Consider the following 25,785-nt stretch of genomic DNA (forward strand, 5'->3'; position numbering starts at 1 on the left):
GGTCCCTCACATCCGGAAGACGCCGAAGCCGGGCGCCCCGGGGTCCCGCTGGGGGAGGGGGGCGTTGGCGCACGCGGTCAGGGCCAGGCCCACCGCCTGGCGGGTGTCCAGCGGGTCGATGACCCCGTCGTCCCACAGCCGGGCCGTCGCGTAGTACGCGCTGCCCTGCCGCTCGTACTGGGCGCGGACCGGGGCCTTGAACTCCTCCTCCGCCTCGGCCGGCCAGCTCTCGCCGCGCGCCTCCAACTGGTCGCGCTTGACGGTGGCGAGGACGGACGCGGCCTGCTCGCCGCCCATGACGGAGATCTTGGCGTTGGGCCACATCCACAGGAAGCGGGGGCTGTAGGCCCGGCCGCACATCGAGTAGTTGCCCGCACCGTACGAACCACCGACGACGACCGTCAGCTTCGGCACGCGCGTGCAGGCCACGGCCGTGACCATCTTCGCGCCGTGCTTGGCGATGCCGCCCGCCTCGTAGTCCCGGCCCACCATGAAGCCCGAGATGTTCTGCAGGAACAGCAGCGGGATGCCGCGCTGGTCGCACAGCTCGATGAAGTGGGCGCCCTTCTGCGCGGACTCGGCGAACAGGATGCCGTTGTTGGCGACGATCCCCACCGGGTGCCCGTGGATCCGGGCGAAGCCCGTCACCAGCGTCTGCCCGAACTCGGCCTTGAACTCCGCGAACCGGGAGCCGTCCGTGACGCGCGCGATCACCTCCCGCACGTCGTACGGCGTGCGGGGGTCGACCGGCACCGCCCCGTACAGCCCCGCCGGGTCGACCTTCGGCTCCTCGACCGGCTCGACCGTCCAGGGGAGCTCCCCGCGCGCGGGGAGCGTCGCCACGATGTTCCGCACGATCCGCAGGGCGTGCGCGTCGTCCTCCGCGAGGTGGTCGGTCACCCCGGACGTGCGGGAGTGGACCTCGCCGCCGCCCAGCTCCTCCGCGGTGACGACCTCGCCCGTGGCGGCCTTCACCAGCGGCGGGCCGCCCAGGAAGATCGTGCCCTGGTTCCGGACGATCACGGCCTCGTCGCTCATCGCCGGCACGTACGCCCCGCCGGCCGTGCACGAGCCGAGGACGGCGGCGATCTGCGGGATGCCCGCGCCGGACATGCGGGCCTGGTTGTAGAAGATCCGCCCGAAGTGGTCCCGGTCCGGGAACACCTCGTCCTGCATCGGCAGGAACGCGCCGCCCGAGTCCACCAGGTACACGCAGGGCAGCCGGTTCTCCAGGGCCACCTCCTGCGCGCGCAGGTGCTTCTTGACGGTCATCGGGTAGTACGTGCCCCCCTTGACCGTCGCGTCGTTGGCGACGACGACCACCTCGCGACCACTGACCCGGCCGATGCCGGCGATCACCCCGGCGGCGGGCGCCTGGTCGTCGTACATGCCGTTCGCCGCGAGCGGGGCCAGCTCCAGGAAGGGCGAGCCCGGGTCCAGAAGCGTGTCGACGCGGTCGCGCGGCAGCAGCTTGCCGCGCGCGGTGTGCCGGGCGCGCGCCTTCTCGCCGCCGCCGAGCCGGGCGGCGGCCAGCCGTGCCCGGAGGTCGTCGGCCAGCTCCCGGTGCGCCGCCTCGTTGGCCTGCCAGGCCGCCGACGCGGGATCCGCCGCGCTCGCCAGCACAGGTGCCTGCTGCATCGTGTCGAGCCCCCTTGCCCGTACGAGAGCGTTAATGAGCGTTAACGTATGGCCTTCAGGTTAACGAGCGCTAACCGCATTGTCTAGAATCGATCCATGACCACCAGGACCGACGCCCCGACACGCCGCGAGCAGATCCTCCGGGAGGCCGCCCGTCTCTTCGCCGAGCGCGGCTTCCACGGCGTGGGCGTCGACGAGATAGGCGCCGCGGTCGGCATCAGCGGTCCCGGCCTGTACCGGCACTTCGCGGGCAAGGACGCCATGCTGGCCGAGCTGCTCGTCGGGATCAGCGAGCGCCTCCTCGACGGCGGTCGCCGCCGCGTCGCGGAGTCCGACGGCGACCCGGAGGCGCTGCTCTCCGCCCTGATCGACGGCCACATCGACTTCGCGCTCAACGACCGCTCGCTCATCACCCTGCACGACCGCGAGCTGGACCGCCTGCGCGACGCCGAGCGCAAGCGGGTCCGCCAGCTCCAGCGGCAGTACGTCGAGCTGTGGGTCGACGCGGTCCGCCGGGCCTACCCGTCCCTGGACGAGTCCGACGCCCGGGCCGCCGTCCACGCGGTCTTCGGCCTGCTCAACTCCACCCCCCACCTCGGCCCCGCCGGGACCCTCGCGGACAGCCCCGCCACGGCCGCCCTGCTGCACCGCCTCGCCCGCGGCGCCTTCGCGGCGGCGGCGCCCCGCGCCCAGGAGGCCCCCGCCGGAGCCCCCGCCGCCGGGGCCCCTGTCCCCGGAGTCCCTGCGGCCGGGTGAGGCGCCCGCCGGCGGACGCGCGAAGGGCCGGCCGCGGCGGTCGGTGACCCCGCGGCCGGCCCCTCCACGTCACGCCCGCGTCAGCAGGCGTACGTCGTGCCGTCCGCCGCGTTGCCCCAGTTGCAGGGGCTGATGGAGCCGGTGGACGTGTTGTTGTCCGGGCTGCCGGGCTTCTTCAGGCGCAGGTCCGGGTTGCGGGACCGGCCGTCGTTGGGCAGGACGTGCCGCGCGTAGCCGCGGTAGATGTGGTGCCAGCCGCTGCTGTCCCGGTGGTTGGTGCCGCTGCCGGTGTGCACGTACGCCTTGGCCCCGGCGGGCAGGTTGTACGAGGGCAGCGCGCGGCCGTACGAGTTGGTGGAGATGTCCGGGACGTACCCGCCCGTGTTCACCGTCCGCGTGGTGACGTTCTTGATGACGAAGTACTCGCCGTTCAGGTTGAGCTGGCGACTGCCGCTGACGTCCGCCCCCGAGGTGTTGGGCCGCACGTGGGTGACCATGAGCGCGCCCGTCGTGGAGGCGGCGTGGCCGTTGGTGGGCAGGGCGGCGAGGGACAGGGCGGCCGTCGACAGGGCGACGGCGCGTATCGCACGGTTCAAAGAGGTGCCTTTCTCCTGCGGTGCCGGGCACGGCGGCCCGGCCGTTCGGGGACGTCGCGTCCCGGGCGGTGAGGGGTGGCGGGCGCCAGTCTGCCCGCCCCGCGGCGGTTACGGGCGGGTTTCCCGCCAGTCGGTCCGAAGATCCCGTACGAATCCGAAGATCCCGTACGAAGGGGCCCGCGCGTCCCGTGCGCAGGGGGACCCGCGCGGCGGAACGGCTCGGCCACGGCCGGTGGCGGGCGGCACAATGGGGGGATGCCGATACCCAGCCGCGCCGCCCTCGTCGAGCACCTCGTCCGCACGCGCATCGCGGGAGACGTCGCCACCCCGCGCGACAACAACCTCGCCCACTACCGCAAGCTCGCGAACGGCGACCGCCACTACTGGCTCGGCCTGGAACTGGGCGACCGCTGGACCGACGAGCAGGACGTGCTCGCCGTGATGGCCGAGCGGTGCGGCGTCGACGACGACCCCGGGCACCGCGCCGGCCAGGACACGATCGACCCGGAGCTGACCGTCGACGCCCTGGACCGGATGGCCGCCCGCCTCCGCAAGGCCGCCGCGGCCCGGGAGCGGGTCCTCTTCGCGACCGGCCACCCCGGCGCCCTCCTCGACGTGCACAGCCGCACCGCCGCCGCGCTGCGCGCCGCCGGCTGCGACGTCGTCCGCATCCCCGGCGGGCTCACCGCCGACGAGGGGTACGTGGTGCAGTTCGCGGACGTGGCCGTGTTCGAGCGGGGCGCCACGCTGTGGCACACCCACTCGCCGGAGCCGATGAACGCGGTCCTCGACGGGCTGCGCGCCGTGGAACAGCCCCTGCCGGACCTGGTCGTCGCCGACCACGGCTGGGCGGGCCGCGCGGGCCAGCGCGGCGTCGACGCGGTCGGCTACGCGGACTGCAACGACCCGGCCCTGTTCATCGGGGAGGCCGAGGGCACCCTCCAGGTCACGGTCCCCCTCGACGACCACGTCCTGGACCCGCGCTTCTACGAGCCCCTGACCGCCTACCTCCTGGACGCGGCCGGCCTGCTCTGACCCGCCGGGCTCACCGCAGGACTCTGACCCGCGGGGCTCACCGCGGGACGCGGACCACGCCCTCCTGGACGACGGAGACGGCCAGGCGGCCGTCGCGCGTCCAGATGCGGGCCTGGCCCAGGCCCCGGCCGGCGGACGACGACGGGGACTCCTGGTCGTACAGCAGCCACGCGTCGGCGCGGAGCGGGCGGTGGAACCACATCGCGTGGTCCAGGGACGCGCCGACCACGTCGCCGACCCCCCAGCCGCCCCGCCCGTGGGCGAGCAGCACCGGGTCGAGGAGCGTCATGTCGGAGACGTACGCGACGAGGCAGACGTGCAGCAGGGGGTCGTCCGGGAGCTCGCCGTCCACGCGGAACCAGACCCGCGAGCGCGGCGCGCGGGGCTCGCCGGGCGCCGCGTACGGCGGTTCGCCCACGTAGCGCAGGTCCACCGCGGCGCGCGCCTCCAGCAGCCGCTCGGCGAAGTCCGGGACGGTGAACCGGTCGGCGTGCCGGGCGAGGGACTCCCGCGTCGTCAGCAGGGTCTCCGGGCCCGGCACGGACGGCATGCCCGCCTGGTGGTCGAGGCCCTCCTCGTACGCCTGGAACGACGCCGACAGGTGGAAGATCGGCTTCCCGTGCTGGACGGCGACCACGCGGCGGTTGGTGAAGGACCGCCCGTCGCGGATGCGCTCCACGGCGTAGGCGATCGGCGCGTCCGGGTCGCCCGCGCGCAGGAAGTACGCGTGCAGGGAGTGCGCCGCGCGCCCCTCGGGCACGGTGCGGCCGGCCGCGACCAGCGCCTGGGCCACGACCTGGCCGCCGAAGACCCGGGGCGCGACCGCGCCGCGCGACCGGCCCCGGAAGGTGTCCTCCCCGGCCCGCTCCACGTCGAGCAGGTCGAGGAGGTCGTCGAGTGCTTCGCCCACCTGCGGTTACAGGCCCATCGACTTGGCGATGATGGACTTCATGACCTCGCTGGTGCCGCCGTAGATGCGGTTGACGCGGTTGTCCGCGTACAGGCGGGCGATCGGGTACTCGTTCATGTAGCCGTAGCCGCCGTGGAGCTGGAGGCAGCGGTCGATGACGCGGTGCGCGACCTCGGTGCAGAACAGCTTGGCGGACGCGGCCTCGGCGGCGGTCAGCTCCCCGGCGTCCAGGGCCTCCAGGGCGCGGTCGGCGACGGCCTCGGCGGCGTCCACCTCGGCCTGGCAGGCGGCCAGCTCGAACTTCGTGTTCTGGAAGTGCGCGACCGGCTTGCCGAAGACGGTGCGCTCCTGCACGTAATTCTGGGCGAACCGGACGGCGGCCTTGGCCTGCGCGTACGCGCCGAAGGCGATGCCCCAGCGCTCGGAGGGCAGGTTCTGGCCGAGGTAGTAAAAGCCCTTGTTCTCCTCGCCGAGCAGGTCCTCGACCGGGACCTTGACGTCGACGAAGGCCAGCTCGGCCGTGTCGGAGGTGCGCAGGCCCAGCTTGTCCAGCTTGCGGCCGACGGAGTAGCCCTCGGACTTCGCGTCCACCGCGAACAGGGAGATGCCGAAGCGGCGGTCGTCCTCGCGCGGCGCGGAGGTGCGGGCGCAGACGATGACGCGGTCGGCCTGCACGCCGCCGGTGATGAAGGTCTTGGCGCCGTTGAGGACGTAGTGCGTGCCGTCCTCGGAGAGCTTGGCGGTGGTCTTCATGCCCGCGACGTCGGAGCCGGTGCCCGGCTCGGTCATCGCCAGCGCCCACATCTCCTCGCCGGTGACGAACTTCGGCAGGTAGCGCTTCTTCTGCTCGTCGGTGGCGAGCATCTTCAGGTACGGCAGGGCGAGCAGCACGTGCACGCCGGAGCCGCCGAAGCTGACGCCCGCGCGGGCGGTCTCCTCGTACTGGACCGCCTCGAACTTGTGGGTGTCCAGCCCGGCACCGCCGAACTCCTCGGGGACGTTGATGCCGAAGACGCCCAGCTCACCGAGCTTGTAGTAGAACTCGCGCGGCGCCTGGCCGGCGGCGAACCACTCGTCGTAGACGGGGACGACCTCGGCCTCGATGAAGGCGCGGATGGTGTCCCGGAACGCCTCGTGGTCCTCGTTGAATACGGTACGGCGCACGAGCCGCCTCCTTCGGTTCCTGTCCTGGTCCGGCCGGGCACTCCGACGCTCCGGCAGGTGGCTAAGCGCTTGCTCAGCCTGTGTCAATCGAAGTTACTCATGGGTCACCCGGTCTGTCCAGACTCCGCGTCTGTGATCCAGAGCCCTTCGGCGGAGTCGTACGCGTACGCCGGCCTCCCCCGGGTCCCGCTCGTGCGGAAGGGCTTCCCGCCGTCCGTGATCCGCACCGTCCCCGAACGGCCCCCGGCGCTCCATTCCAGCTCCAGGTACCAGCGGCAGTCACAACCCGCCGTCCGGGCGGAGACGAGCAGCTCCTCGGGGTCGGAGGAGGTGACCTTGTACGGGAAGGAGACGGCCGGGATCGTCCGGACCTCGGCGCCGGAGGCGTCAACGCCGTCGACGGACCTCGCGAGCGGACGCGGCCGGTCGAGGTCCACGGCGAAGTGGCGCGGTGTGACGGCGCCGCCGCAGCCGTTGTCCATCCGGTACGCGTTCCACGGCAGCGGCGCGGCCCGGTCGACCACGCGCACGTGCAGGGCCTGGAGGACGACGGCGTCGGACGGTGACCGGCCCTGGAGCGTGATCCGCACCAGCGCCTCCCCGCCGTGCACGGCACCGTGCGTCCGGGCCCACGCCCCGGAGTCGGCCGCGACCGGCGGCGGGGCGACCGCGCGGGGGGCCCGGTCCACGACGTAGGTGTGCCCGCAGCCGCCCTGCCAGAGCTGGGAGCCGACGGTCCAGGTGAAGGGGAGGGGGGCCGCGGCCCGCCCCGGAGGGGTGGAGGCGGGAGCGGGGGCGGAAGGCGTACGGGTGGGGTGGCCGAGCAGGGCGGCGGCGAGGGCGAGCACGACGAGGGCCACGGCGGCGGCGACGAGGAGGGGAGCGGGGGCGGCACGACGGGGGCGGGCGCGGGGCGCCTCCGGCGCGGCCGGGTCCGGGGCGGGGTCGGGCCCTGGTTCCGGGGCGGCCGGTTCCGGGGGCGATTCCGGCGCGGACGGCGCGGTCGGGTCCGGGGCGGGGTCGGGCCCTGGTTCCGGCGCGGACGGCGAGGGCACGGGCGAGGCCGTTCGGCGGCGGGCGCGGTCCGCCTCCGTCCAGGCCGCCTCCAGGGCCCGCCGTTCCTCCTCGTCCGCCCCGCACAGCAGGGCGAGGCGGTCGACCACGGCGAACTCCTCCGGGACGGTCGCGCCGGAGCAGTAGCGGTGGAGGGTGGACGCGCTGACGCTCAGGCGCCGCCCCAGCGCCTCGTAACTCCTCCCGTCCCGTGCCTTCAGTGCGCGCACGAGCCCCGCGAACTCCTCGACGGCTGCGTCCTTCGGCATTCCATCCCCCTCGACCCTGCGTCCCACCCTTCACGTTCCTGCACGTCAGCGGGGGTGGAATGGTTCCGGGACGGAGGGTGGGCGCGTGATCGTTGCAGGTGGCGGGCGCCGGCCCCACGCTGGTGGAGCACTGACCGAACGAACGACCCGACGGGGGACCCACCACCGTGAACAAGCTCCGTACCGCACTCGCCACCGCCGCCGCTGCCGCCCTGGGCCTCGCGGCCCTCGCCACGGCCCCGGCGCAGGCCGCCGCCCAGCCCGCCTTCCTCGCCGCCTCCCAGATGCCGCCGTCGTCGACGCCGTGGACCGCCACCCAGGTCTTCACCGGCGTCCCGGAGAACGGAGGCGCCCTCTGCGCCCCGTACAAGATCCCGGCGCAGAACACCCGCTACCGCGAGTTCAACACCGAGCTCGACACCAACGGCGTCCAGATCACCACCGTCGCCCGCACCGAGGCCGACGCCGTGAAGCTGGTCGGCACCCTCCGCAAGGCCCTCGCCGGCTGCGGCCCCCTGCTGGAGCAGCAGAACCCGGGCCTGAAGGCCGTCAGCACCTCCCACGGCAAGCTCGCCGTCGAGGAGGGCGCCTGGGTCTACAGCCTGGACACCGCCGACCCGCAGATCGGCAACTCCGACATCCACCTGTTCTCCGTCGGCCGCGACGGCCGCACCGTCACCCTCGTCCGCTGGGGCCAGATGGGAGACTTGAAGGACGCCCCGCTGACCGCCTTCCGCACCACGACGAAGACCGCCGTCAACAAGCTCCACTGACCCGGGGGCTCCCCCGGGGGCCGACCCCAGCTCGACAGCGGCGCGACCGGAACCCGGGCGCGCCGCTGTCGTGCCGCTCTGGTTCGGAGCGCAGAGAGCCCCCGGGCGGTGGGTACCGCGAGGCTCCTGCGCCGTACCGGCGACCGGAGGGGCCGCCGCGCGGCCGAGCGCTCGAACGCCCCCTTGGGACGGGTGGCGCCCGGGTCAGGCGAGGGTGTTCTTGAGGGCCGCGACGAAGGGCGCCCAGGCGGTGGCCGGGAAGACGATGGCGGGGCCGTGGGGGGCCTTGGAGTCGCGGACGGGGACGCCGGAGGGGTGGCCGTCCAGGACTTCGACGCAACTGGCTGACTCCGTGTCGCTGTAGGACGACTTGCGCCAACCTTGCAGCACGGAAGCGTCAGGGATGGTGTGGTCAGTCATGGTGCCCGTATTCCTTAGCTGTTGTCCGCAACATGGCCAGCGACTCCTTCGAGGAAAGGGCCTCGCTTAGGGCCAGGTCGTAGATTGCTTGCAGTCTCGTTACCACGGACGGCGAATCGTGCAGTTTGCCGATGGTGAGCCCCTCCGTGTAGGCCGCTGGTGGCTGGTCCTCGAACCACATGAGCGACAGCATGCCTGCGTGGATCACTTGCATGCCGGCACCGACGGGAAGTACGTGCACACGCACGCGGCCGACTTCCGCCAATCGGACGATGTGCATCGTCTGTTCGGCCATGACCTCGGGGCCGCCAACCGATCGGCGCAGCACCATCTCGTCCAGTAGGGCCCACACTACGGGCGTCACCGGGTCGTCGAGGATCTTTGCCCGCTCAAGCCGGGTGACGACATGCTTGTCACGTTCCTCGTCCCTCCTGGGAGGGAACGCGGTGCGGAAAAGTGCCTCCGTGTACCTCTTCGTTTGAAGAATGCCGGGCACGAACGAGAGAGCAAACTCACGGATCATCGTCGCTTGTTGTTCGAGTTGTCGGGCAGGCTCGAAGTGGTCCGCGACCGCCACGTCTTCCTGCGGCAGGAAGCTGCTCAGTACATTTCCCGTGTTCAGCGCCTTGTCCAGCCTGCGGGCGTCCTCCTTGGACGGGATGCGGCGGCCCGCTTCGATGTGGGCGATGTGCGAACGGGTCATGAACGCGGCATCGGCCAGTTCCTGCTGGGTGAGGCCGGCCGCTTCCCGTTGCGCCTTCAACCATTCCCCATAGACGTTGCTCACCGTCAACTCCCTTGCGACGAATGCGCGGTCACACCGAACCCCCTGGTCAGCGTAGCCCGACCGGTCTCACGCTGTGAGTGAATCGCTACGGAGCGGAGTTCCGGGCGGCCGTCTCGGCGCCGCTCCACGCACAGGACCCCCGCGACCGACGTGAACGGTCCGGGGGCGTGGCCATCAACTGACCAGGAGTTGACGACGTGTTGCACTGTATCGCCCACCTGCTCGACCCGCTGCTGCGGCTCCTGTGGCCCCCGCCGCACGGACGGCACCGGCCGCCGCGCTCCGGCCGTGAACCCGAGTGCCGCCCGGCGGCGGCCCCGGCCCCGCCCGCCCTCCCGCAGCGGCCGTGCTTCCGGGGCGAGGACAGCCCTCTCGTCCGCCCGTACCTCGTCGCCCACGAGCGCCGCCGGGCGGAGACCCGCCACCGTGTTCTCCGGTTCGCCGTGCACGGTGTCGACCTCGGTCCGTGCGTCGCCCGCGGAACGGAGGCGGCGGCGTGAGCGGCCCCACCGCGGAGTACGTCCGCCTGCTCCCGTGGACCGGGTCCGAGGGGAAGCCCTGCTACCTCATCGGGGACGGTGAGGGGTACGTCTCCCGCATGGCCGACGAGGTCGAGAGCGTGCAGCTCGACATGGCCGACGACCTGCTCAGCCACGTCGACGACCTGCTGGGCGACCACCGGGCCACCCCCGAGCAACTGCGCTACGCCGTCGCCCGCATGGCGGAGTCCCTGCGCGACGTGCACCGCGTCGCGCGGAGCCGGGGCGCCCGGCTGGCGTTCCGAACCGGCTAGCGCCTGTGGTGGAAGTGACGTCGTCAGTCGCCGTTGAAGACGAGGTACCGGTGGGCCTTACGGTCAACGTGAGCAGCCAGGGCGAGGATCTCGTGCACCGCCTCGGCTTCTTCGGCGGCTGCGCCTTCCGCCAAGGTCCGGAGTTCCGGGATCAGGACCCTGAGCTGCGACTGATTGAACACGGTGTCGTCGTAGGGATCGACGCATCCGAGCAGGGGCAGGTTCTGGCTCGTCGCCCGTTCACACAGGGCGGAGACGGAAGGATGCGCGCACGTGGCTTCGACCGTGCCGGTGAATGTCCGAACCTGAACGCTGATGCCCATAAGGGCACGTTAGCGCTCGATAGCTGGTGCCGCCGAACCGTTGACAGAGGTCAGACCCACTCGCTGATGGCTGCGATCAACACGGTCGCTTCGTAGCGCACGGCGAGCTTGTCGCATCGAGTCGCCACGGCCCGGTGGCGCTTGAGGCGGCTGAACCCGCGCTCGACCGCTTGGTGCTCGCGGTAACCGGTCTTGTCGAACCCGGGCGGCCGGCCACTCTCGGAACCGAGATCCTGCCGGTTGTGGACCCGGACCGCCGCCGTATGCCGTCTGTCGGATGCCGTCGCGTCCACATTGGTGGACGGCCCGGCTTGACGCCTTGCGGCAGCAACGGCTCCCGCCGGGCCCACCGGCCATTCGCCGGTCCACCGCCTCACACGGCGCGTGATCACTCACGACCAAGGTCCGTTCTTCCAACGGCTTCTGCCCCGCCCCGGGACCCGCCTCACAGACGTCGCAGCGCGAACCACAGTTCCATCCGGGTCTGGGCGTCCTCCAGGTCCACGTCCAGCAGGGCCGCGCAGCGGGCGATGCGCTGGCGGACCGTGTTGCGGTGCACGCCCAGCGCGGTCGCCGTGCGGTCCCAGCCGCCGTGCAGGGACAGCCACACCCGCAGGGTCTCCACCAGCGCGGGGCGCTCCAGCAGCGGGCCCAGCAGGGCGCGGGCGTGGGCGTCCGCCTCGGCCGGATCCACCAGGGCGTCCAGGCCGCCCGAGCGGTGCCGGACCAGGCCCGTGTGCGCGGCCTCGGCGCGGCGCAGGGCGCGGCCGGCCTGCGCGTCGGCCGCCGCCAGCTCCCCGGGCCCGGCCGGGGCGCTCACCCCGAGCGTCCACCCCGGCTGCGGCGCCACGTCCCGCCCGGCCGGGAGCAGCGCCCGTACGGTGCCCTCCCCGGCGTCCACGAGCGGGGTGCCCAGCGCCGGCGGGGCCTGCCCGTCGCCCCCGCGCGCGTGGACCACCGTCCAGGGCGCCTCGCCCAGCAGCGGCGCCACCTCCTCCGGGCGGGCGCCCAGCAGCAGCCGGACCAGCGCGGCCGACCGTACGGCCTCGTCGGCGCCCTGGTGGGGCGCGGTCAGCAGGGACAGCAGCACCATCGCGGTCTCGGCGATCCGCTGGTCGGCCTCCCCGTGCCGCGCCGGGGCCAGGCCGAGCGTCAGCCCCTCCCGCCCGGTGCCCAGGCTGTACGCGGCGAGCCGTACGCCGGGGGCGCCGGACGTGCCGCCCGCCGCACCGGAGCCGCCCGGCGCACCCGTGCCGCCCGCCGCGCCGGAGCCGCCCGGAGCACCCGTGCCGCCCGCCGCGCCGGAGCCCCCCACCGTGTCCGCCGCCGACGACGGGCGCCGCTCCTCCCGGGCGACCACCGCGACCAGCCGGCCCAGCGCCGCCGCCTCCCCGGGCGCGAGCTCCCGGCCCGCCGCCGCGTACTCGGTGCCGTCCGGCGCGTACAGCGCGGCCCGCCCACCCAGCCGCGCGGCCAGCACCCGCAGCACCGCCGGTACGGGGCCGGGGCGCGCGGCGGCCGTGGCCAGCGCCCGTTGCGCGTCCGTCACCCGCCGCAGCTCGTGCAGCCGCGCGTCCGCCATCAGCCTCCACACCGCCCGGGCGACCGCCGCGAACGTCGTGCCCGGCTCCACCTCCACCAGCGGCAGCCCGTGCCGCGCGCACGCCTCCGCCAGCGCCCCGGGCACCGTGTCGTACACCGGCGTCACCCCGAAGCCCAGCGCCGCCGCGCCCGCCTCGGCGGCCCGCGCCACGAACCGCTCCGGGTCCGCCAACTGCACGCCCGCCGTGAGCAGCAGCTCCCCGCCCAGCAGGTACGGGTACGGGTCGGCCATCTCGGAGGTGTGCACCCAGTGCAGCTCCGTACCGGGATCGCCGGCGACCAGCCGCAGCCCCAGCTCCTCCCGGGCCAGCAGCGCGGCCAGCCGCACCGGCGGGGCGAACGGCACCAGCGGCTCCTCCATGGACCTTCCCTCCATTTCGACACCCCCGAATGGAAGAAACGTACACTTCTACGACTTCGGTGGCGCCCGTACCGTCGACTCCATGGACGCCGTGTGACGTACGGCGCGAGCGCAGGAAAGAAGGCACCCCACATGAGCAGCACCAGCGGCACGCCCCGCGGCCCCATCGACTCCTCCCGCGTCCCGCGCTACGCCGGCCCGGCGACGTTCGCCCGGCTGCCGCGCCTCGACGAGGTCGGCACGGCCGACGTCGCCGTCGTCGGCGTCCCCTTCGACTCGGGCGTCTCCTACCGGCCCGGCGCCCGCTTCGGCGGCAACGCGATCCGCGAGGCGTCGCGCCTCCTGCGCCCGTACAACCCGGCGCAGGACGCCTCGCCGTTCGCCCTCGCGCAGGTCGCGGACGGCGGCGACATCGCCGTCAACCCGTTCAACATCAACGAGGCCGTGGAGACCGTCGAGACCGCCGCCGACGACCTGCTGGCCACCGGCGCCCGCCTGATGACGCTGGGCGGCGACCACACGATCGCCCTGCCGCTGCTCCGCTCGGTCGCCAAGAAGCACGGCCCGGTCGCCCTGCTCCACTTCGACGCCCACCTCGACACGTGGGACACCTACTTCGGCGCCGAGTACACCCACGGCACGCCGTTCCGCCGGGCCGTCGAGGAGGGCATCCTCGACACCGAGGCGCTCTCCCACGTCGGCACCCGCGGCCCGCTGTACGGCAAGCAGGACCTGACGGACGACGAGAAGATGGGCTTCGGCATCGTCACCTCGGCGGACGTGTACCGCCGCGGCGCCGACGAGGTCGCCGACCAGCTCCGCCAGCGCATCGGCGACCGCCCGCTGTACATCTCCATCGACATCGACTGCCTCGACCCGGCCCACGCCCCCGGCACCGGCACGCCCGAGGCGGGCGGCATGACCTCCCGCGAGCTGCTGGAGATCCTGCGCGGCCTGGCCTCCTGCAACCTGGTCTCCGCCGACGTGGTCGAGGTCGCCCCGGCGTACGACCACGCCGAGATCACCTCGGTCGCGGCCTCCCACACGGCGTACGAGCTGACGACGATCATGTCCCGGCAGATCGCGGCGGCCCGCTCCGCCGGGGCGTGACCGCCCCCGCGAGCCCGGCGGAGGCGCGTTAGCCTCCACGCGGCGCCGGAAACCCCGTAGGGGCCGGAAGTCCCGTACGGGATGGAGAACCCGTAGGGGATGGAGAACCCGTAGGGGATGGAAGTCCCCTACGGGACGCGGAAAACCCGTACGGGATGGAAGCCCCGCACGGGGCAGAAGTCCCCTACGTGGCGGAAGCCCTCTACGGGACGGACACCCCGTACGGGATCCGGCGCCGCCGCACCGCCCCCTGGAGGCCCCCCGCATGACCCACGACCACGACCTCGTCCTGCGCCCCACCGCCGCGCAGACGGAAGCCGCCCTGAACCCCCCGCCGGGGCGCACCGGCGGCGACCTGGTGATCGAGACCCTGCGGGGCCTCGGCGCCACGACCGTGTTCGGGGTGCCCGGGCAGCACGCGCTCGGCCTGTTCGACGCGCTCGGCCGCTCGGACCTGGAGTACGTGGGGCTGCGCGTCGAGAACAACGCGGGCTTCGCCGCCGACGCGTACGGCCGGACCACCGGCGAGGCCGCGCCGCTGCTGCTGTCCGCCGGGCCCGGCGCGCTGACCGCCCTGCCCGCCCTCCAGGAGGCCGCCGCGGCCTCGGCGCCCGTCGTCGCCATCGGCGCGCAGGTCCCGGTCCGGGGCCTGGGCGGCGGACGCCACGGCTACCTGCACGAACTGCGCGACCAGCAGGCGTCGTTCCGCGACGTCGTCAAGTCCGTGCACCCGGTGCGCACGGCCTCCCAGATCCCCTCCGCGATCACCGCGGCCTGGGAGTCGGCGCTCACCGCCCCGCACGGGCCCGTGTGGGTGGAGATCCCCGCCGACGTACTGGGCGCCCCGACGGACCTGCCCGTCGTGACGGCGCCGGACGCGATGCCGCACGAGCTCGTCCCCCGGCCGGAGCTGACCGCGCTCGCGGCGCACTGGCTGTCGCGGGCCGAGCGCCCGGCGATCGTCGCGGGCGGCGGGGTCGTGCGGGCGGACGCGTCCGGCAAGCTGCGGGCGCTGGCCGAGCGCCTGTCCGCGCCGGTCGTGACGACCTTCGGCGGCAAGGGCGCCTTCCCGTGGGAGCACCCGCTGTCGCTCCAGTCGTGGCTGGAGGACCGGCACACGACGGACTTCCTGGAGGACGCGGACGTCCTGCTCGTCGTCGGCTCCGGGCTGGGCGAGCTGTCGTCGAACTACCACACGTTCCGGCCGCGCGGGCGGATCGTGCAGATCGAGGCGGACCTCGGGAAACTGGAGTCCAACCACCCGGCGCTCGGCATCCACGCGGACGCCCGGCTCGCCCTGTCGGCGCTGCTGGAGACGGTCCCGGAACGCCACGACCCGGCGGCTCCGGAGCGCGTACGGGAGGTACTGGCGGCGGTCCGGGAGCGGATCGACGCGCAGGGCCTCACCCTGGAGCGGCGGCTCCTCGCATCGGTGCGCGCGGCGCTGCCGGACGGGTCGCCGAGCTTCTGGGACATGACGGTCCTGGCGTACTGGGCGTGGTCGGCGTTCGACGCCCGGCGCCCCGGCACGATGCACTCCGCGCAGGGCGCGGGCGGCCTCGGCTACGCCTACCCGGCCGCCCTCGGCGCCGCGGTGGCCGACCGGAGCCGCCCGGTCCTGGCGGTCTCCGGCGACGGCGGCGCCCTGTACTCGATCGCGGAGCTCGCCACGGCCCGCCAGCACGACCTGCCGGTGACCTGGCTGATCGTCGACGACGGCGGCTACGGCATCCTGCGCGCGTACATGACGGAGACGTACGGCAGGGCCACGGGCACGGAGCTGGCGCGCCCCGACTTCGTGGCCCTGGCCGAGTCGTTCGGCGTACCGGCGAGGCGGACGACGCCCGAGGGGTTGGAGGGCGACCTGCGGGAGGCCCTGGAGTCGCCCGGCCCCTCGGTGGTGGTGCTCCCGGCGGTCCTCCGCATGTTCGCGCCGACGCACGTGGAGGGCTGACCGGTCGCGCGGGGACCGGCCGGCCCACGCGGGGACTGACAGGCGCGCGGGGGACGGACCGGGCCGCGCGGGGGTCTGACCCACACGGGGGTTGACCGACCTGCGCAGGGCGCTGGCCGTCCCGCGCGGAGGGCGCCGGCCGACCCGCGCAGGGCGCCGGCCGACCCGCGCGGAGGGCTGACCGGGCCTCAGCGTCCGGTCACCAGATGGCCTCGACCCACTCCGGGTGGTCGATGAACGGGTTCCGGTTGTGCTGGTACGCGCTGTAGATCAGCTCGTTGCGGTTCCGCTCGAACGCGTCCGGCGGGTCCTGCTCGTTCCACTGCTTCAGCACGGAGAGGCGGCCGTGGAACGGGACGGTGCCGTTGGTGACGGCGTCGTTGGGCTCCAGGTCGGGCCAGCCGTCGGTGCCCTCGTAGCGGACGGCCATGTAGAGGATCATGCGCGCCACGTCGCCCTTGTCGGCGTTGCGCGGCTCGAAGGAGTTGGAGTCGGTGTAGCTGCCGGGCGCGCCGCTGACCGCGCTGCCGCCCAGGTCGAAGTCCTTGTTGCCGCGGATGCTGTTGACCTGCACGTCGGCGGGGCGCAGGTGGTGCAGGTCGGTGCCGGGCCCGGCGGACGTGCCGAAGTCGCCGTGGGACTGGGCCCACACGTGCTCCCGGTTCCAGTCGCCGACGTCGCCGCCGTTGAGGGCCTTGCTGCGGGAGGTGCCGCTGTAGAGGAGCCGGACGTTGGCGCTGTTGGCGGGGTCCTCGTCGGTCTCCTTCAGGGCCGTCCAGACCGCGGAGTACGAGATCTTGGTCTGGTTGCGGATGATGGAGTGCAGGGCGCTCTTGAGGCTCGTCCCGGTCTTGCCGGCGGCGCTCGCGTAGTACGTGTCGTCGTACGCGGTGACGGCGGCGGTGCCCGCCTCGGGCGCCGGAGCGGCGGCGGCCCCCGGTACGGCCACCCCGACGAGCAGGGCGGCGGCGGCCAGGACGGGGAGCCTCCAGCGGCGAGCGGAGGCGGCCGGGGATGACGGCATGGGAGTCCTTTCCCGAGGCGGGGACACGGGGGAACGTTTCCGCGGTCTACGCGAGTTGACCGCTGCGGCAAGGGGAGAGTGCCACGTCCGCGGTCACCGGCGCGTGAACGGAACGGGTCGGTCCTGTGTCGTTGTCATGGACGTGGCGATATGACCGAAACGGTTCCGTGCCGGGGCCCCGGGGCCCCGGGGCGGCGCGTACGGCGGAAGCGGGTGCTGCCGTCGTACGGGGCGGCGGAGGCACCCGGCCGGCGTGGTGTCGACGGGCGGCCCGGCGCGTCACCGGAGTGCCGGCGCCGGGGGTGGGCCGGCCCGGGTCCGTCAGGAGCCCGGGCCGGCGTTCGGCGGACGGGCCGCCGGCGTCCGGGTCCGCCCCGAGGTCGAGCGCTCCTCCCGCGTCCCCCGGCCCGGCGGCGGTGGGAGCGGCCCGGACCTCGACGCGGGCCGGGCCGGACTCCGGGGCGGAGTCGTTCCGCTCCTCCCCGGTGCTCGGGCCGGACTCCGGGTCGGAGTCGTTCCGCTCCTCCCCGGTGCTCGGAGGGAGCCGCCGAACGGGGACGGCCCGGACGGCGGAAGCCCCGAACACCGGACGACCGGGTCCTCCGGTCCGCGGTCTTCGAGATCCCCGTCGGTGCCGGCCCCTCAGGACGGGGCGAGCCCGACCTCCACGCGCTCCCGGGTGCCCCAGCGGTTGATGCGGTGGCAGGTGGCCATGGCGTAGAGGTACACCAGGCGGAGGACGAGCGCGCGCCAGGCCGTCGCGAGGGGGGCGAGCGCGAAGAGGAGGAGGGCCTGCCGCCGGCGCATGTCGGTGCGGGCCACGGTGAACAGGCGCAGCGCCATGAGGTAGCTCATGGCGACGCCGATGACGGCGCCGTACGTCAGGATCGTGTCGAGGTGGGTGCGCAGCTCCGGGTCGGCGAGCAGGACGACGGGGATCGCGAAGCCGAGGACGATGTGGAGGTACTCGGCGACCGTGGTCCAGAACACGATGCCGTTCATGGGCATGTAGCGCAGCCACCACAGGTGGCGCACGGTCGTGCCGCGCATCCAGCGCAACTGCTGGCGCAGGTAGTGGCTCCACTGCTCCGGGGCGAGGGTGAACACCAGGGACGAGGGCTGGTGCACGGTGTCGCCGGCGAGGAGCCCGTAGAACGTCAGCATCGAGTCGTCGTTCATCTGCATGGGCCGGCCGCGGAACGTCTCGTTCTCGTACGCTCCGGCCGCGTCCCGGACGATGTGCGCCCGGTAGAAGGCGAGCGTGCCCGAGTTGATCGTGACGCGGCCCAGTACGGACTGGGCGCTGCGCAGCCCCCGGGTGAAGGGCAGGTAGAGCAGGTTGATCATCCGGGTGAGGACGGTGGTGTCGTGGTTGAGCACGAGGACGTGTCCGGCGACGGAGGTGACCTTCGGGTCGGCGAACGGCTTGAGGCCCTCGGCGACGGCGTCGGCGTCGAGGACGGAGTCGCTGTCGAGCGTGACGAAGACGTCGGCGTCGTCGTGGGCGAGGACGTGCATCTGCGCGTAGCGCTTGCCCCGGTTGGGGGTGCGGTCCCACGTCACCTCGACGCCCTGCGCCGCGGCGCGCTCGTACAGCTCGGCCCGGACGTCGTCGTACGTCATGGGGGTGCCGTCGTCGTGCACGGAGCCGTCGTCCACCACGCGGATCCGGTCGACGGGGCGGGACTGCGCCAGGACCGAGTGCAGGCAGGCGCGCACCGCGTGGGGGTCCTCGTTGTAGACCGGGACCTGCACGGTGACCTTCAGCGCGTCGAGACCGGCCTGTGCGCCGGGGGGCACCGTGCGGGGCCGCTCCAGCCAGGAGAGCGGCACCCACCACAGAAGCAGGAACGACACCAGCCAGGGCAGCGCCATGCCGCCCGAGTCCCCTCCGGTCAACGAGGTGACCGCGGAGAACGCGTGGGCGGTGCCCCAGGCCAGGAACGCGGTCACCGGCAGCGCGCCCAGCAGGGTCAGGGCGGTGGAGGAGACGGGCCAGGCCCGCGGAATCGGCCGCACACCGGGCCACCGCGCCGGTGGCCGGTCCTGTGGTGCCGCCCCGGAGGCGGCTCGCCCGCGCGGCGCAGGGGCAGCGGTTCGGCCGCTGTCGGTGGACGTCACCGTTCGACCGGCCCTCTGCCCTGCCGGAACCCCAGCCGTACCGCCACCACGCCGAGCAGGACCGCGGCGACGCTCGCCGCCAGGAGCCACACCTGCCCCGTGGCCAGTCCCGTGGCCGCCAGCGTGCCGCCGGGAGCCATGATCGAACCGTATGCCATCTCGCCTCCTGTAGATCCGGTTGATGCCGTATCGGACAAGGCGGACATTAGCGTCAAAGATCGCTTCGGTGGTGCATCCACTCCGACCCGGAAGCGGTGCACGAACCGGCCGCCGCCCCGGAGGGACGCCCGCGCCGAGGCCGCTCCGCCCGCCACCCCGCGGATCCCGCCGGTCGACCGGACCGCGTTCCCGGCCGCGCGCCCGACGGGGCCCGTCGCCGAAGTGGTCTCGCGTGGTGGATCGTGTGGTGGATCGCGAAGTGGTGGCGCGTCGAGCGGCCCGTGCCGGTCGTACTCGGACACCGTCCGGGACCGCCCGGTACGACGGGCCCACCCGGTACGACGGGACCGCCTGGCCCGCCGGGCGGCCGTCGCCCCCGCAACGCTCCTGAGGTGGGCTTGACGCGCTGGGGACGAGTCCTAGGCCGAAAGGACGATCTTGTGCTCGTCCCGGCGCCTCCGGGATGAAAATCGGAGCGCCCCCTGTTGGTCCCTTCCGGCAGAGCAGCGGAAAGCAGGAGGCGGGAACGTGGTGTCGGCGACGGGGGAACAACAGGCGCGCGCGGCGGAGCCGGGGTGGGCCCGGCGGCTGTGGGGCTACGCCTGGCGGCACCGGTTGGACGTGGTGCTCGCGCTCGGCTCGTCGCTGGGCGGCATGGCGCTCATGGCGCTCGTACCGCTCATCACGAAGATCGTCATCGATGACGTGATCGGGGCCGGCACCGGCTCCCTCGGCCTGTGGGTCGGGGTCCTCGTCGCCGCGGCCGTCGCCGTGTACGCGCTGGCGTACGTCCGCCGCTACTACGGCGGTCGCCTCGCCCTCGACGTCCAGCACGACCTGCGGACCGAGATGTACGGGACGATCACCCGGCTCGACGGCAGGCGGCAGGACGAGCTGTCCACCGGGCAGGTCGTCGGGCGGGCCACCAGCGACCTCCAGCTGATCCAGGGACTCCTGTTCATGCTCCCCATGACCCTGGGGAACTTCCTGCTCTTCTTCATCTCCCTGGGCATCATGGCGTGGCTCTCCCCGCCGCTCACCCTCGTCGTCCTCGCCGTCGCCCCCGCCCTCTGGTTCATCGCCAAGCGCAGCCGCACCCGCCTCCACCCCGCCACCTGGTACGCCCAGGCGCAGGCCGGGCACGTCGCCGGGGTCGTCGACGGGGCCGTCACCGGGGTGCGGGTCGTCAAGGGCTTCGGGCAGGAGGACCAGGAGACCGGCAAGCTCCGCACCGCCGGCCGGAAGCTGTTCGCCGCCCGCCTGCGCACCATCCGGCTGAACGCCCGCTACACCCCCGCCCTCCAGTCCGTGCCCGCGCTCGGCCAGGTCGCCATGCTGGCGCTCGGCGGATGGCTCGCCACCCGCGGGGAGATCACCCTCGGCACGTTCGTCGCCTTCTCCACGTACCTCGCCCAGCTCGTCGGCCCCGTGCGGATGCTCGCCATGGTCCTCACCGTCGGCCAGCAGGCCCGCGCCGGCGTCGAGCGCGTCCTGGAGCTGATCGACACCGAGCCCTCCCTGAAGGACGGCGCCCGGGAGCTGCCCGCCGACGCCCCCGCCGGCATCGAGTTCGACGACGTCTCCTTCTCCTACGGCGACGACGGGCCCCCCGTCCTCGACGGCTTCTCCCTCACCGTCCGGCCCGGCGAGACCGTCGCCGTCGTCGGCGCGTCCGGCAGCGGCAAGTCCACCGTCTCGCTCCTCCTGCCCCGCTTCTACGACGCGACCGGCGGCACCGTCCGCGTCGGCGGCCACGACGTGCGGGACCTCACCCTCCAGTCGCTGCGCGCCGCCATCGGCCTCGTACCGGAGGACAGCTTCCTCTTCTCCGACACGGTCCGCGCCAACATCGCCTACGGACGGCCCGACGCCACGCCGGAAGAGGTCGAGGCCGCCGCCCGCGCCGCCCGCGCCCACGGGTTCATCACCGACCTGCCCGAGGGGTACGACACGACCGTCGGCGAGCACGGGCTCACCCTCTCCGGCGGGCAGCGCCAGCGCATCGCCCTCGCCCGGGCCATCCTCACCGACCCCCGGCTGCTCCTCCTCGACGACGCCACCTCCGCCGTCGACGCGCGCGTGGAACACGAGATCCACGAGGCGCTGCGCACCGTCATGGCCGGGCGGACCACCCTCCTCATCGCCCACCGCCGCTCCACCCTCAACCTCGCGGACCGCATCGCCGTCCTCGACGGCGGGCGCCTCTCCGACATCGGCACCCACGAGGAGCTCCAGGAGCGCTCCGCCCTGTACCGGCGGCTGCTCACCGACCCCGACGAGCTGGGCGGCGTCTCTCCCGGCCACGCCTCCCCGGCCGGCGCCCCCGACGGGGACGACCACACGGTCCGCGACGAACTGGACGCCGAGTTCGACGCCGAGCGCGGCATCACGCCCGCCCTCTGGGACCGCGAGGCCGCCGCACCCGGCCCGGACACGGCACCCGGTGCCACGCCCGAGCTGCTCGCCCAGGTCGAGGCGCTCCCCCCGGCGACCGACACCCCGGACGTCGACGAGGCCCGCGCCGTGCAGCCCGAGGAGTCGTACGGGCTGCGCCGCCTGCTGCGCGGCTTCGGGGCGCCGCTGCTGGTCAGCCTCCTGCTCGTCGCCGTCGACGCCGGGATGGGCCTGCTGCTGCCCGTACTGATCCGGCACGGCATCGACGAGGGCGTCACCCAGTTGGCGCTCGGCGCGGTGTGGGCCGCGTCCGGACTGGCGCTGCTGACCGTCGTCGCGCAGTGGGCGGCCCAGGTCGGCGAGATCCGCATGACCGGGCGGACCGGCGAGCGGGTGCTGTACGCGCTCCGCCTGAAGATCTTCTCCCAGCTCCAGCGGCTCGGCCTCGACTACTACGAGCGCGAGCTGACCGGGCGGATCATGACCCGGATGACGACCGACGTGGACGCCCTGTCCACGTTCCTCCAGACCGGCCTCGTCACCGCCTTCGTCTCCGTGGTGACCTTCTTCGGCATCATGGTGGCGCTCGTCGTCATCGACGTGGAGCTGGCGCTGGTCGTCTTCGCGACGCTGCCGTTGCTGGTCGTCGGGACGTTCTTCTTCCGGCGCGCCAGCGTCAAGGCGTACGAGCTGGCGCGCGAGCGGATCGGCGTCGTCAACGCCGACCTCCAGGAGAGCGTGGCCGGACTGCGGATCGTGCAGGCGTTCCGCCGCGAGCGGTCGGGCGGCGCCCGGTTCGTGGCGCGCAGCCTGGAGTACCGCGGGGCGCGGGTGCGCGGCCAGTGGCTGATCTCCGTGTACTTCCCCTTCGTGCAGCTCCTGTCGTCGCTGGCCGCGGCGGCGGTGCTCGTCGTCGGCGCGGGCCGCGTCGACGCGGGCACGCTGACCCCGGGCGCCCTCGTCGCGTACCTGCTGTACATCGACCTGTTCTTCGCGCCCGTGCAGCAGCTCTCGCAGGTCTTCGACGGCTACCAGCAGGCGTCCGTGTCGCTCGGCCGCATGCAGGAGCTGCTGCGCGAACCGACGTCCACGCCCCCCGCCGCCGACCCGCGGCCGGTGCGGTCCCTGAAGGGCGACATCGCCTTCGAGGACGTGTCGTTCGCGTACGGCGACGGCGAGGAGGCGCTGAGCGGCGTCTCCCTGCGCATCCCGCCCGGGGAGACCGTCGCGTTCGTCGGGGAGACCGGCGCGGGCAAGTCGACGCTGGTGAAGCTGGTCGCGCGGTTCTACGACCCGACGTCCGGACGGGTCACCGTCGACGGCACCGACCTGCGGGAGCTGGACCTCACCGCGTACCGGCACCGCCTCGGCGTCGTCCCGCAGGAGGCGTACCTGTTCCCCGGCACCGTGCGGGACGCCATCGCCTACGGGCGGCCCGACGCGACCGACGCCGAGGTGGAGGCCGCGGCGCGGGCGGTCGGCGCGCACGACATGATCGCCACGCTGGACGGCGGGTACCTCCACGAGGTCGCCGAGCGCGGGCGCAACCTGTCGGCGGGCCAGCGCCAGCTCATCGCCCTGGCGCGCGCCGAACTGGTCGACCCGGACGTGCTGCTGCTCGACGAGGCGACGGCGGCGCTGGACCTGGCGACGGAGGCCCAGGTCAACGCCGCCACCGAGAGCCTGGCGGGCCGCCGCACCACCCTGGTCGTCGCCCACCGCCTCACCACGGCAGCCCGCGCGGACCGCGTGGTGGTCATGGACCACGGCCGGGCCGTCGAGGACGGCACCCACGAGGAACTCCTGGCCCGCGGCGGCCGGTACGCCGAACTGTGGCGCACCTTCGTGGGCGAGCCGGAGCACGAGGCCCGCGACGGGGACACCGCACCGGTCTCGGTGGCGTCCGCTTCGCAAGGGCGCTGAGGGAGCAAGGCCCTGCCCCTACCGTGCGCGTCGGGCCGCACGGGGCCCGGGCCTCGGCCCGGGCCCTGGTTCCGGTCCCGGTTCTGGTCCCAGGCATGGGGCTGGACCCGGTCTGACCCCGGGCCTGGCCCCGGGCCCGGTCCTGAGCCCTGGTTCCGGTCCTCCTGGTCCCGGGCCGGGCTCGGTTCCGTCCCCGGCCTCGGTCCCGGTTCCGGTGGCATCCGCTCCGCAAGTCCGCCCGGGCAGGTGCCACAGGGCCCGCTCCCCGACGCCGGCCCCCCGCCCACGACCGTCTGGCGCCGCCCTTGCCCGGCGCCGTCGATGTCGGCTGCGGAAGCCAGTGCCCGTCCCTGGTCCCCGCAGGGGAGCCGACGAGCGGCCGGCGTCCGGAGTCAGGTACCGGCGTCCCGTCAGACCTTCTCGACTCGCACGGAGCGGCCCGCGAGGAGTTGATCCATGTCGTCGGTGTCGGAGGTGAAGACGGTCGCCTGGGCGCCCTGCGCGGCTTCCCGCCCGGCCACAGCCGCCAGAACGGCGTCGATGGCGTACTTGTGCCCGTGCAGGCCGGCCGCCTTCAGCATGTCGCGCGCCATGGCGATCACCTGGTCGTCCGTGTGCACGACGCGGATCCGGGACAGCGTCCAGTTCCACAGTGCCTGCCTGGACGCTTCACGGGGGTCCCACGCCTCCAAGGTCGCCAGCGCCGAGGTGACGATCGGGATGTCCAGCCGCGGAGCCGTCTTGATCAGCGCGGCCATCTCCCGGTCGCCCTGGACCGCTTTGGAGAGAGCCTCGGAGTCGAACACGAAGACGCGCCGTCGCGGCCGGTGCGGCTTCGCCCGGGCGGTGCGGCTCACGCGGCCTCGTCCGAACCCGGTCGCTGCTTGTCGTGCCAACCGTCGATGGAGGCGATGCGGTCCAGCGCCGCCTGCTGCTCGTCGTCCGTCACGGCGCCGTGCTCTTCTTCGAGACGTTCGGCCAACTCGCGCAGTCGGTCCATGGCGTCCTGATGGGCGGCGGCGGCCGCGATGTAGCCGGACACACCGCGTGCGTCGACGCGCTCCTTGATCGACTCCACCAGCTCTTCCGGCACGGTGATGGTGATCTTCCGGGTTGCCATACTTAAAGTATGTCATGCACTGTGCGGCGTGTCCTGCCTTTCCCGGAGAACCGACTCCGAAGTGCAGGGGTGCGCCGGACGGCCCCAACCCACGGGACACCCCCGTCAGGCTGCCGGGGAGGCCGAGTTCGGCTGCCTGTTCCTGCCGCGGGCGTGGGGACGCGGATACGCCGCCGAGGCGTGCGCCACGGCACTCGACTGGGTCACCGGCGCATTTCCCAGCGATCCAGTGGTGCTCGCCACCCAGACCGCCAACGCCCGCTTGACGCACCTCGCGGCGAAGCTGGGGTTCATCGAAGTGGAGCGGTTCGAGGCGTACGGCGCCGATCAGCGGTTCGGCACGTGGTCCTCGGTCATTTCCTCCGACGCCCCGTGCTCGACCTCCCCGCCGAGCGGCGGAACTTCGGCACCACGAGCAGCGCCCGGCGCGTCCACGCCGCGCTGCGCACCGACGGGCGACGCAGCGGCGGGGCCGCGGCCGGTCTCCGTGAGGAGATCGAAGCCTTCACCGCCACCCCGACCTCCGTCCCGGTCCGATGAGGCCGCCGGTAGGCTCCGCGCCCATGACCCCAGTCCAGATGGCCGGCCCCCGCCTGGCCCTGCGCGAAGTCGAACCCGGGGACACCGACGCCCTCCTGGCCGTCTACGGCGACCCCGAGGCCACCCGGCACCTCAGCTTCGAACCCCGTACTCCCGAGCAGGTCCAGGCGATCGTCGACCGGTCCATCGCCTCCGCCGCGGACACCCCGAGGACCGAGTACTGCCTCGCCATCACCCGGCGCGGCGAGCACCGGCTGATCGGCTACGCCCGTCTGGCGACCGAACCACAGCAGGCGGCCACCATCGGGTTCGCCCTGCACCCGGCCGAGTGGGGCAGGGGCCTCGGCACGGAGACCGCCCACCTGCTGTGCGCGCTCGGCTTCCGGAGGCTCGGCCTCCACCGCATCTGGGCGGCCCGTTCCCCGCTCAACGAGGCGTCCGGGCGGACCCTCCTGCGGGCGGGCATGACCGAGGACGGCCGCATCCGCGACCACGTCTTCGTCCGCGGAGCGTGGCGGGACTCGATCACGTACTCGATCCTGGAGCACGAGTGGACGCCGATCGAGGACATCGACACCGAAGGGCAGCCGGCCGCCGTCCCGCCCGACACGGACCGCGGGGGAGAGGGGAGCCGGTGATCGCCGAGGCGGGTTCACCGCACATCTGGTGATCCCCGGCACCGCCGAGTTCACGCGCGGCGGGCTGCCCGGCCCGTCGGCGCCACGTGCGCGCGAAACGGTGAAGTGCCGGTCGTCGAGGAGCCGGCGCCCGTGCTCGCTGAGTGCGTCGATGGCCTGCTCCACGGTGCGCCGACCGCGGCGGCCGGTACGCCGAACTGTGGCGCACCTTCGTGGGCGAGCCGGAGCACGAGGCCCGCGACGGGGACACCGCACCGGTCTCGGTGGCGTCCGCTTCGCAAGGGCGCTGAGGGAGCAAGGCCCTGCCCCCTACCCCGTGCGC

The 25,785-nt window shown here is 73.7% G+C and carries 25 protein-coding genes and 1 pseudogene; 11 read left to right on the top strand and 15 right to left on the bottom strand.

Translation table 11 applies throughout. The features are described 5' to 3' along the window. Positions 1–6 precede the first annotated feature (6 nt). Entirely contained in the window at positions 7–1,638 is a 1,632-nt protein-coding gene (locus tag AC07D6_RS00530; protein WP_479040863.1) for a carboxyl transferase domain-containing protein, read from the bottom strand. Between the two features lie 96 nt (positions 1,639–1,734). On the opposite strand from AC07D6_RS00530, the gene AC07D6_RS00535 reads away from it, so the two are divergent. After that, positions 1,735–2,394 carry an SACE_7040 family transcriptional regulator gene (locus AC07D6_RS00535; RefSeq protein ID WP_479040865.1) on the top strand — a complete coding sequence of 220 codons (660 nt, stop codon included), beginning with the start codon at positions 1,735–1,737 and terminating at the stop codon, positions 2,392–2,394. 80 nt (positions 2,395–2,474) lie between these two features. Here AC07D6_RS00535 and AC07D6_RS00540 read toward each other — a convergent pair whose 3' ends face one another. Beyond that, the gene (locus AC07D6_RS00540) at positions 2,475–2,990 is read right to left on the bottom strand and encodes a hypothetical protein (RefSeq protein WP_315876175.1); all 516 of its coding nucleotides are present in this window, start codon (positions 2,988–2,990) and stop codon (positions 2,475–2,477) included. A gap of 255 nt (positions 2,991–3,245) precedes the next feature. Between AC07D6_RS00540 and AC07D6_RS00545 the strand changes: the two genes are divergently transcribed. After that, positions 3,246–4,025 (top strand): phosphatase, encoded by a 780-nt coding sequence (locus tag AC07D6_RS00545; protein ID WP_479040867.1) that lies wholly within the window; start codon positions 3,246–3,248, stop codon positions 4,023–4,025. A 37-nt stretch (positions 4,026–4,062) separates the two neighbouring features. Here AC07D6_RS00545 and AC07D6_RS00550 read toward each other — a convergent pair whose 3' ends face one another. The 3 genes from AC07D6_RS00550 to AC07D6_RS00560 all read right to left on the bottom strand — a co-directional run bounded on the left by AC07D6_RS00550 (position 4,063) and on the right by AC07D6_RS00560 (position 7,421). Continuing rightward, positions 4,063–4,935 (bottom strand): acyl-CoA thioesterase, encoded by an 873-nt coding sequence (locus tag AC07D6_RS00550; protein ID WP_315876173.1) that lies wholly within the window; start codon positions 4,933–4,935, stop codon positions 4,063–4,065. A 6-nt stretch (positions 4,936–4,941) separates the two neighbouring features. After that, entirely contained in the window at positions 4,942–6,099 is a 1,158-nt protein-coding gene (locus tag AC07D6_RS00555) for an acyl-CoA dehydrogenase family protein (protein ID WP_479040869.1), read from the bottom strand. Between the two features lie 104 nt (positions 6,100–6,203). Then, positions 6,204–7,421 (bottom strand): helix-turn-helix domain-containing protein, encoded by a 1,218-nt coding sequence (locus AC07D6_RS00560; protein ID WP_479040872.1) that lies wholly within the window; start codon positions 7,419–7,421, stop codon positions 6,204–6,206. A gap of 167 nt (positions 7,422–7,588) precedes the next feature. Between AC07D6_RS00560 and AC07D6_RS00565 the strand changes: the two genes are divergently transcribed. Continuing rightward, a complete protein-coding gene (locus AC07D6_RS00565; RefSeq protein WP_479040874.1) occupies positions 7,589–8,194 on the top strand; it encodes a hypothetical protein in 606 nt (201 codons plus the stop codon). 204 nt (positions 8,195–8,398) lie between these two features. Here AC07D6_RS00565 and AC07D6_RS00570 read toward each other — a convergent pair whose 3' ends face one another. Further along, the gene (locus AC07D6_RS00570) at positions 8,399–8,614 is read right to left on the bottom strand and encodes a DUF397 domain-containing protein (protein WP_479040876.1); all 216 of its coding nucleotides are present in this window, start codon (positions 8,612–8,614) and stop codon (positions 8,399–8,401) included. Continuing rightward, positions 8,607–9,401 (bottom strand): helix-turn-helix domain-containing protein, encoded by a 795-nt coding sequence (locus AC07D6_RS00575; RefSeq protein ID WP_479040878.1) that lies wholly within the window; start codon positions 9,399–9,401, stop codon positions 8,607–8,609. The genes AC07D6_RS00570 and AC07D6_RS00575 overlap by 8 nt, the downstream gene beginning before the upstream one ends. 197 nt (positions 9,402–9,598) lie before the next feature. Between AC07D6_RS00575 and AC07D6_RS00580 the strand changes: the two genes are divergently transcribed. Both AC07D6_RS00580 and AC07D6_RS00585 read left to right on the top strand, forming a co-directional pair. After that, positions 9,599–9,901: a hypothetical protein gene (locus tag AC07D6_RS00580; protein WP_479040880.1), complete on the top strand. Its 303-nt coding sequence runs from the start codon at positions 9,599–9,601 to the stop codon at positions 9,899–9,901. Then, positions 9,898–10,194, top strand: coding sequence for a hypothetical protein (locus AC07D6_RS00585; RefSeq protein WP_479040882.1), 297 nt, complete (start codon positions 9,898–9,900; stop codon positions 10,192–10,194). Before AC07D6_RS00580 ends, AC07D6_RS00585 begins: the two co-directional genes overlap by 4 nt. A gap of 23 nt (positions 10,195–10,217) precedes the next feature. Here AC07D6_RS00585 and AC07D6_RS00590 read toward each other — a convergent pair whose 3' ends face one another. The 3 genes from AC07D6_RS00590 to AC07D6_RS00600 all read right to left on the bottom strand — a co-directional run bounded on the left by AC07D6_RS00590 (position 10,218) and on the right by AC07D6_RS00600 (position 12,480). Next, positions 10,218–10,517, bottom strand: a complete 300-nt coding sequence (locus tag AC07D6_RS00590) for a hypothetical protein (RefSeq protein ID WP_479040884.1) — start codon at positions 10,515–10,517, stop codon at positions 10,218–10,220. A gap of 50 nt (positions 10,518–10,567) precedes the next feature. Then, positions 10,568–10,810, bottom strand: a complete 243-nt coding sequence (locus AC07D6_RS00595; protein WP_479040886.1) for a hypothetical protein — start codon at positions 10,808–10,810, stop codon at positions 10,568–10,570. Between the two features lie 152 nt (positions 10,811–10,962). Beyond that, positions 10,963–12,480, bottom strand: coding sequence for a PucR family transcriptional regulator ligand-binding domain-containing protein (locus AC07D6_RS00600; protein WP_479040888.1), 1,518 nt, complete (start codon positions 12,478–12,480; stop codon positions 10,963–10,965). 132 nt (positions 12,481–12,612) lie between these two features. On the opposite strand from AC07D6_RS00600, the gene speB reads away from it, so the two are divergent. After that, entirely contained in the window at positions 12,613–13,590 is a 978-nt protein-coding gene (speB, locus tag AC07D6_RS00605) for an agmatinase (protein WP_479040890.1), read from the top strand. A 265-nt stretch (positions 13,591–13,855) separates the two neighbouring features. Further along, positions 13,856–15,544 carry a thiamine pyrophosphate-binding protein gene (locus tag AC07D6_RS00610; RefSeq protein WP_479040892.1) on the top strand — a complete coding sequence of 563 codons (1,689 nt, stop codon included), beginning with the start codon at positions 13,856–13,858 and terminating at the stop codon, positions 15,542–15,544. Positions 15,545–15,743: 199 nt separating this feature from the next. On the opposite strand, the gene AC07D6_RS00615 is transcribed toward AC07D6_RS00610, so the two are convergent. From AC07D6_RS00615 to AC07D6_RS00625, 3 genes are all read right to left on the bottom strand, one after another. Beyond that, positions 15,744–16,568, bottom strand: a complete 825-nt coding sequence (locus tag AC07D6_RS00615; RefSeq protein ID WP_479040894.1) for an endonuclease I family protein — start codon at positions 16,566–16,568, stop codon at positions 15,744–15,746. Between the two features lie 642 nt (positions 16,569–17,210). Further along, positions 17,211–18,587: a glycosyltransferase gene (locus tag AC07D6_RS00620; protein WP_479040896.1), complete on the bottom strand. Its 1,377-nt coding sequence runs from the start codon at positions 18,585–18,587 to the stop codon at positions 17,211–17,213. Between the two features lie 98 nt (positions 18,588–18,685). Then, on the bottom strand, positions 18,686–18,847 hold the full coding sequence (locus tag AC07D6_RS00625; protein WP_315876149.1) for a hypothetical protein: 162 nt from the start codon (positions 18,845–18,847) through the stop codon (positions 18,686–18,688). Positions 18,848–19,376: 529 nt separating this feature from the next. Between AC07D6_RS00625 and AC07D6_RS00630 the strand changes: the two genes are divergently transcribed. Beyond that, positions 19,377–23,165 carry an ABC transporter ATP-binding protein gene (locus AC07D6_RS00630; protein WP_479040898.1) on the top strand — a complete coding sequence of 1,263 codons (3,789 nt, stop codon included), beginning with the start codon at positions 19,377–19,379 and terminating at the stop codon, positions 23,163–23,165. Between the two features lie 410 nt (positions 23,166–23,575). On the opposite strand, the gene AC07D6_RS00635 is transcribed toward AC07D6_RS00630, so the two are convergent. Next, positions 23,576–24,022: a hypothetical protein gene (locus AC07D6_RS00635; protein WP_479040900.1), complete on the bottom strand. Its 447-nt coding sequence runs from the start codon at positions 24,020–24,022 to the stop codon at positions 23,576–23,578. After that, on the bottom strand, positions 24,019–24,285 hold the full coding sequence (locus AC07D6_RS00640; protein WP_479040902.1) for a hypothetical protein: 267 nt from the start codon (positions 24,283–24,285) through the stop codon (positions 24,019–24,021). The genes AC07D6_RS00635 and AC07D6_RS00640 overlap by 4 nt, the downstream gene beginning before the upstream one ends. Positions 24,286–24,301: 16 nt before the next feature. On the opposite strand from AC07D6_RS00640, the pseudogene AC07D6_RS00645 reads away from it, so the two are divergent. The 3 genes and pseudogenes from AC07D6_RS00645 to AC07D6_RS00655 all read left to right on the top strand — a co-directional run. Next, positions 24,302–24,649: pseudogene (locus tag AC07D6_RS00645) on the top strand (GNAT family N-acetyltransferase); the annotation flags it as partial. Between the two features lie 8 nt (positions 24,650–24,657). Next, a complete protein-coding gene (locus AC07D6_RS00650) occupies positions 24,658–24,825 on the top strand; it encodes a hypothetical protein (protein WP_479040904.1) in 168 nt (55 codons plus the stop codon). Between the two features lie 23 nt (positions 24,826–24,848). Further along, positions 24,849–25,463 carry a GNAT family N-acetyltransferase gene (locus tag AC07D6_RS00655; protein ID WP_479040906.1) on the top strand — a complete coding sequence of 205 codons (615 nt, stop codon included), beginning with the start codon at positions 24,849–24,851 and terminating at the stop codon, positions 25,461–25,463. The last annotated feature ends 322 nt before the right edge of the window (positions 25,464–25,785 follow it).

The organism is Streptomyces sp. NPDC045287, assembly GCF_056432325.1.

What these genes read in the sequence shown, in the direction of transcription:
- AC07D6_RS00570 (WP_479040876.1), bottom strand. Translation starts at nt 8,614, where the DNA reads ATGACTGACCACACCATCCCTGACGCTTCCGTGCTGCAAGGTTGGCGC.
- AC07D6_RS00610 (WP_479040892.1), top strand. Translation starts at nt 13,856, where the DNA reads ATGACCCACGACCACGACCTCGTCCTGCGCCCCACCGCCGCGCAGACG.
- AC07D6_RS00535 (WP_479040865.1), top strand. Translation starts at nt 1,735, where the DNA reads ATGACCACCAGGACCGACGCCCCGACACGCCGCGAGCAGATCCTCCGG.
- AC07D6_RS00530 (WP_479040863.1), bottom strand. Translation starts at nt 1,638, where the DNA reads ATGCAGCAGGCACCTGTGCTGGCGAGCGCGGCGGATCCCGCGTCGGCG.
- AC07D6_RS00655 (WP_479040906.1), top strand. Translation starts at nt 24,849, where the DNA reads ATGACCCCAGTCCAGATGGCCGGCCCCCGCCTGGCCCTGCGCGAAGTC.
- AC07D6_RS00560 (WP_479040872.1), bottom strand. Translation starts at nt 7,421, where the DNA reads ATGCCGAAGGACGCAGCCGTCGAGGAGTTCGCGGGGCTCGTGCGCGCA.
- AC07D6_RS00600 (WP_479040888.1), bottom strand. Translation starts at nt 12,480, where the DNA reads ATGGAGGAGCCGCTGGTGCCGTTCGCCCCGCCGGTGCGGCTGGCCGCG.
- AC07D6_RS00590 (WP_479040884.1), bottom strand. Translation starts at nt 10,517, where the DNA reads ATGGGCATCAGCGTTCAGGTTCGGACATTCACCGGCACGGTCGAAGCC.
- AC07D6_RS00615 (WP_479040894.1), bottom strand. Translation starts at nt 16,568, where the DNA reads ATGCCGTCATCCCCGGCCGCCTCCGCTCGCCGCTGGAGGCTCCCCGTC.
- AC07D6_RS00545 (WP_479040867.1), top strand. Translation starts at nt 3,246, where the DNA reads ATGCCGATACCCAGCCGCGCCGCCCTCGTCGAGCACCTCGTCCGCACG.
- AC07D6_RS00640 (WP_479040902.1), bottom strand. Translation starts at nt 24,285, where the DNA reads ATGGCAACCCGGAAGATCACCATCACCGTGCCGGAAGAGCTGGTGGAG.
- AC07D6_RS00625 (WP_315876149.1), bottom strand. Translation starts at nt 18,847, where the DNA reads ATGGCATACGGTTCGATCATGGCTCCCGGCGGCACGCTGGCGGCCACG.
- speB (WP_479040890.1), top strand. Translation starts at nt 12,613, where the DNA reads ATGAGCAGCACCAGCGGCACGCCCCGCGGCCCCATCGACTCCTCCCGC.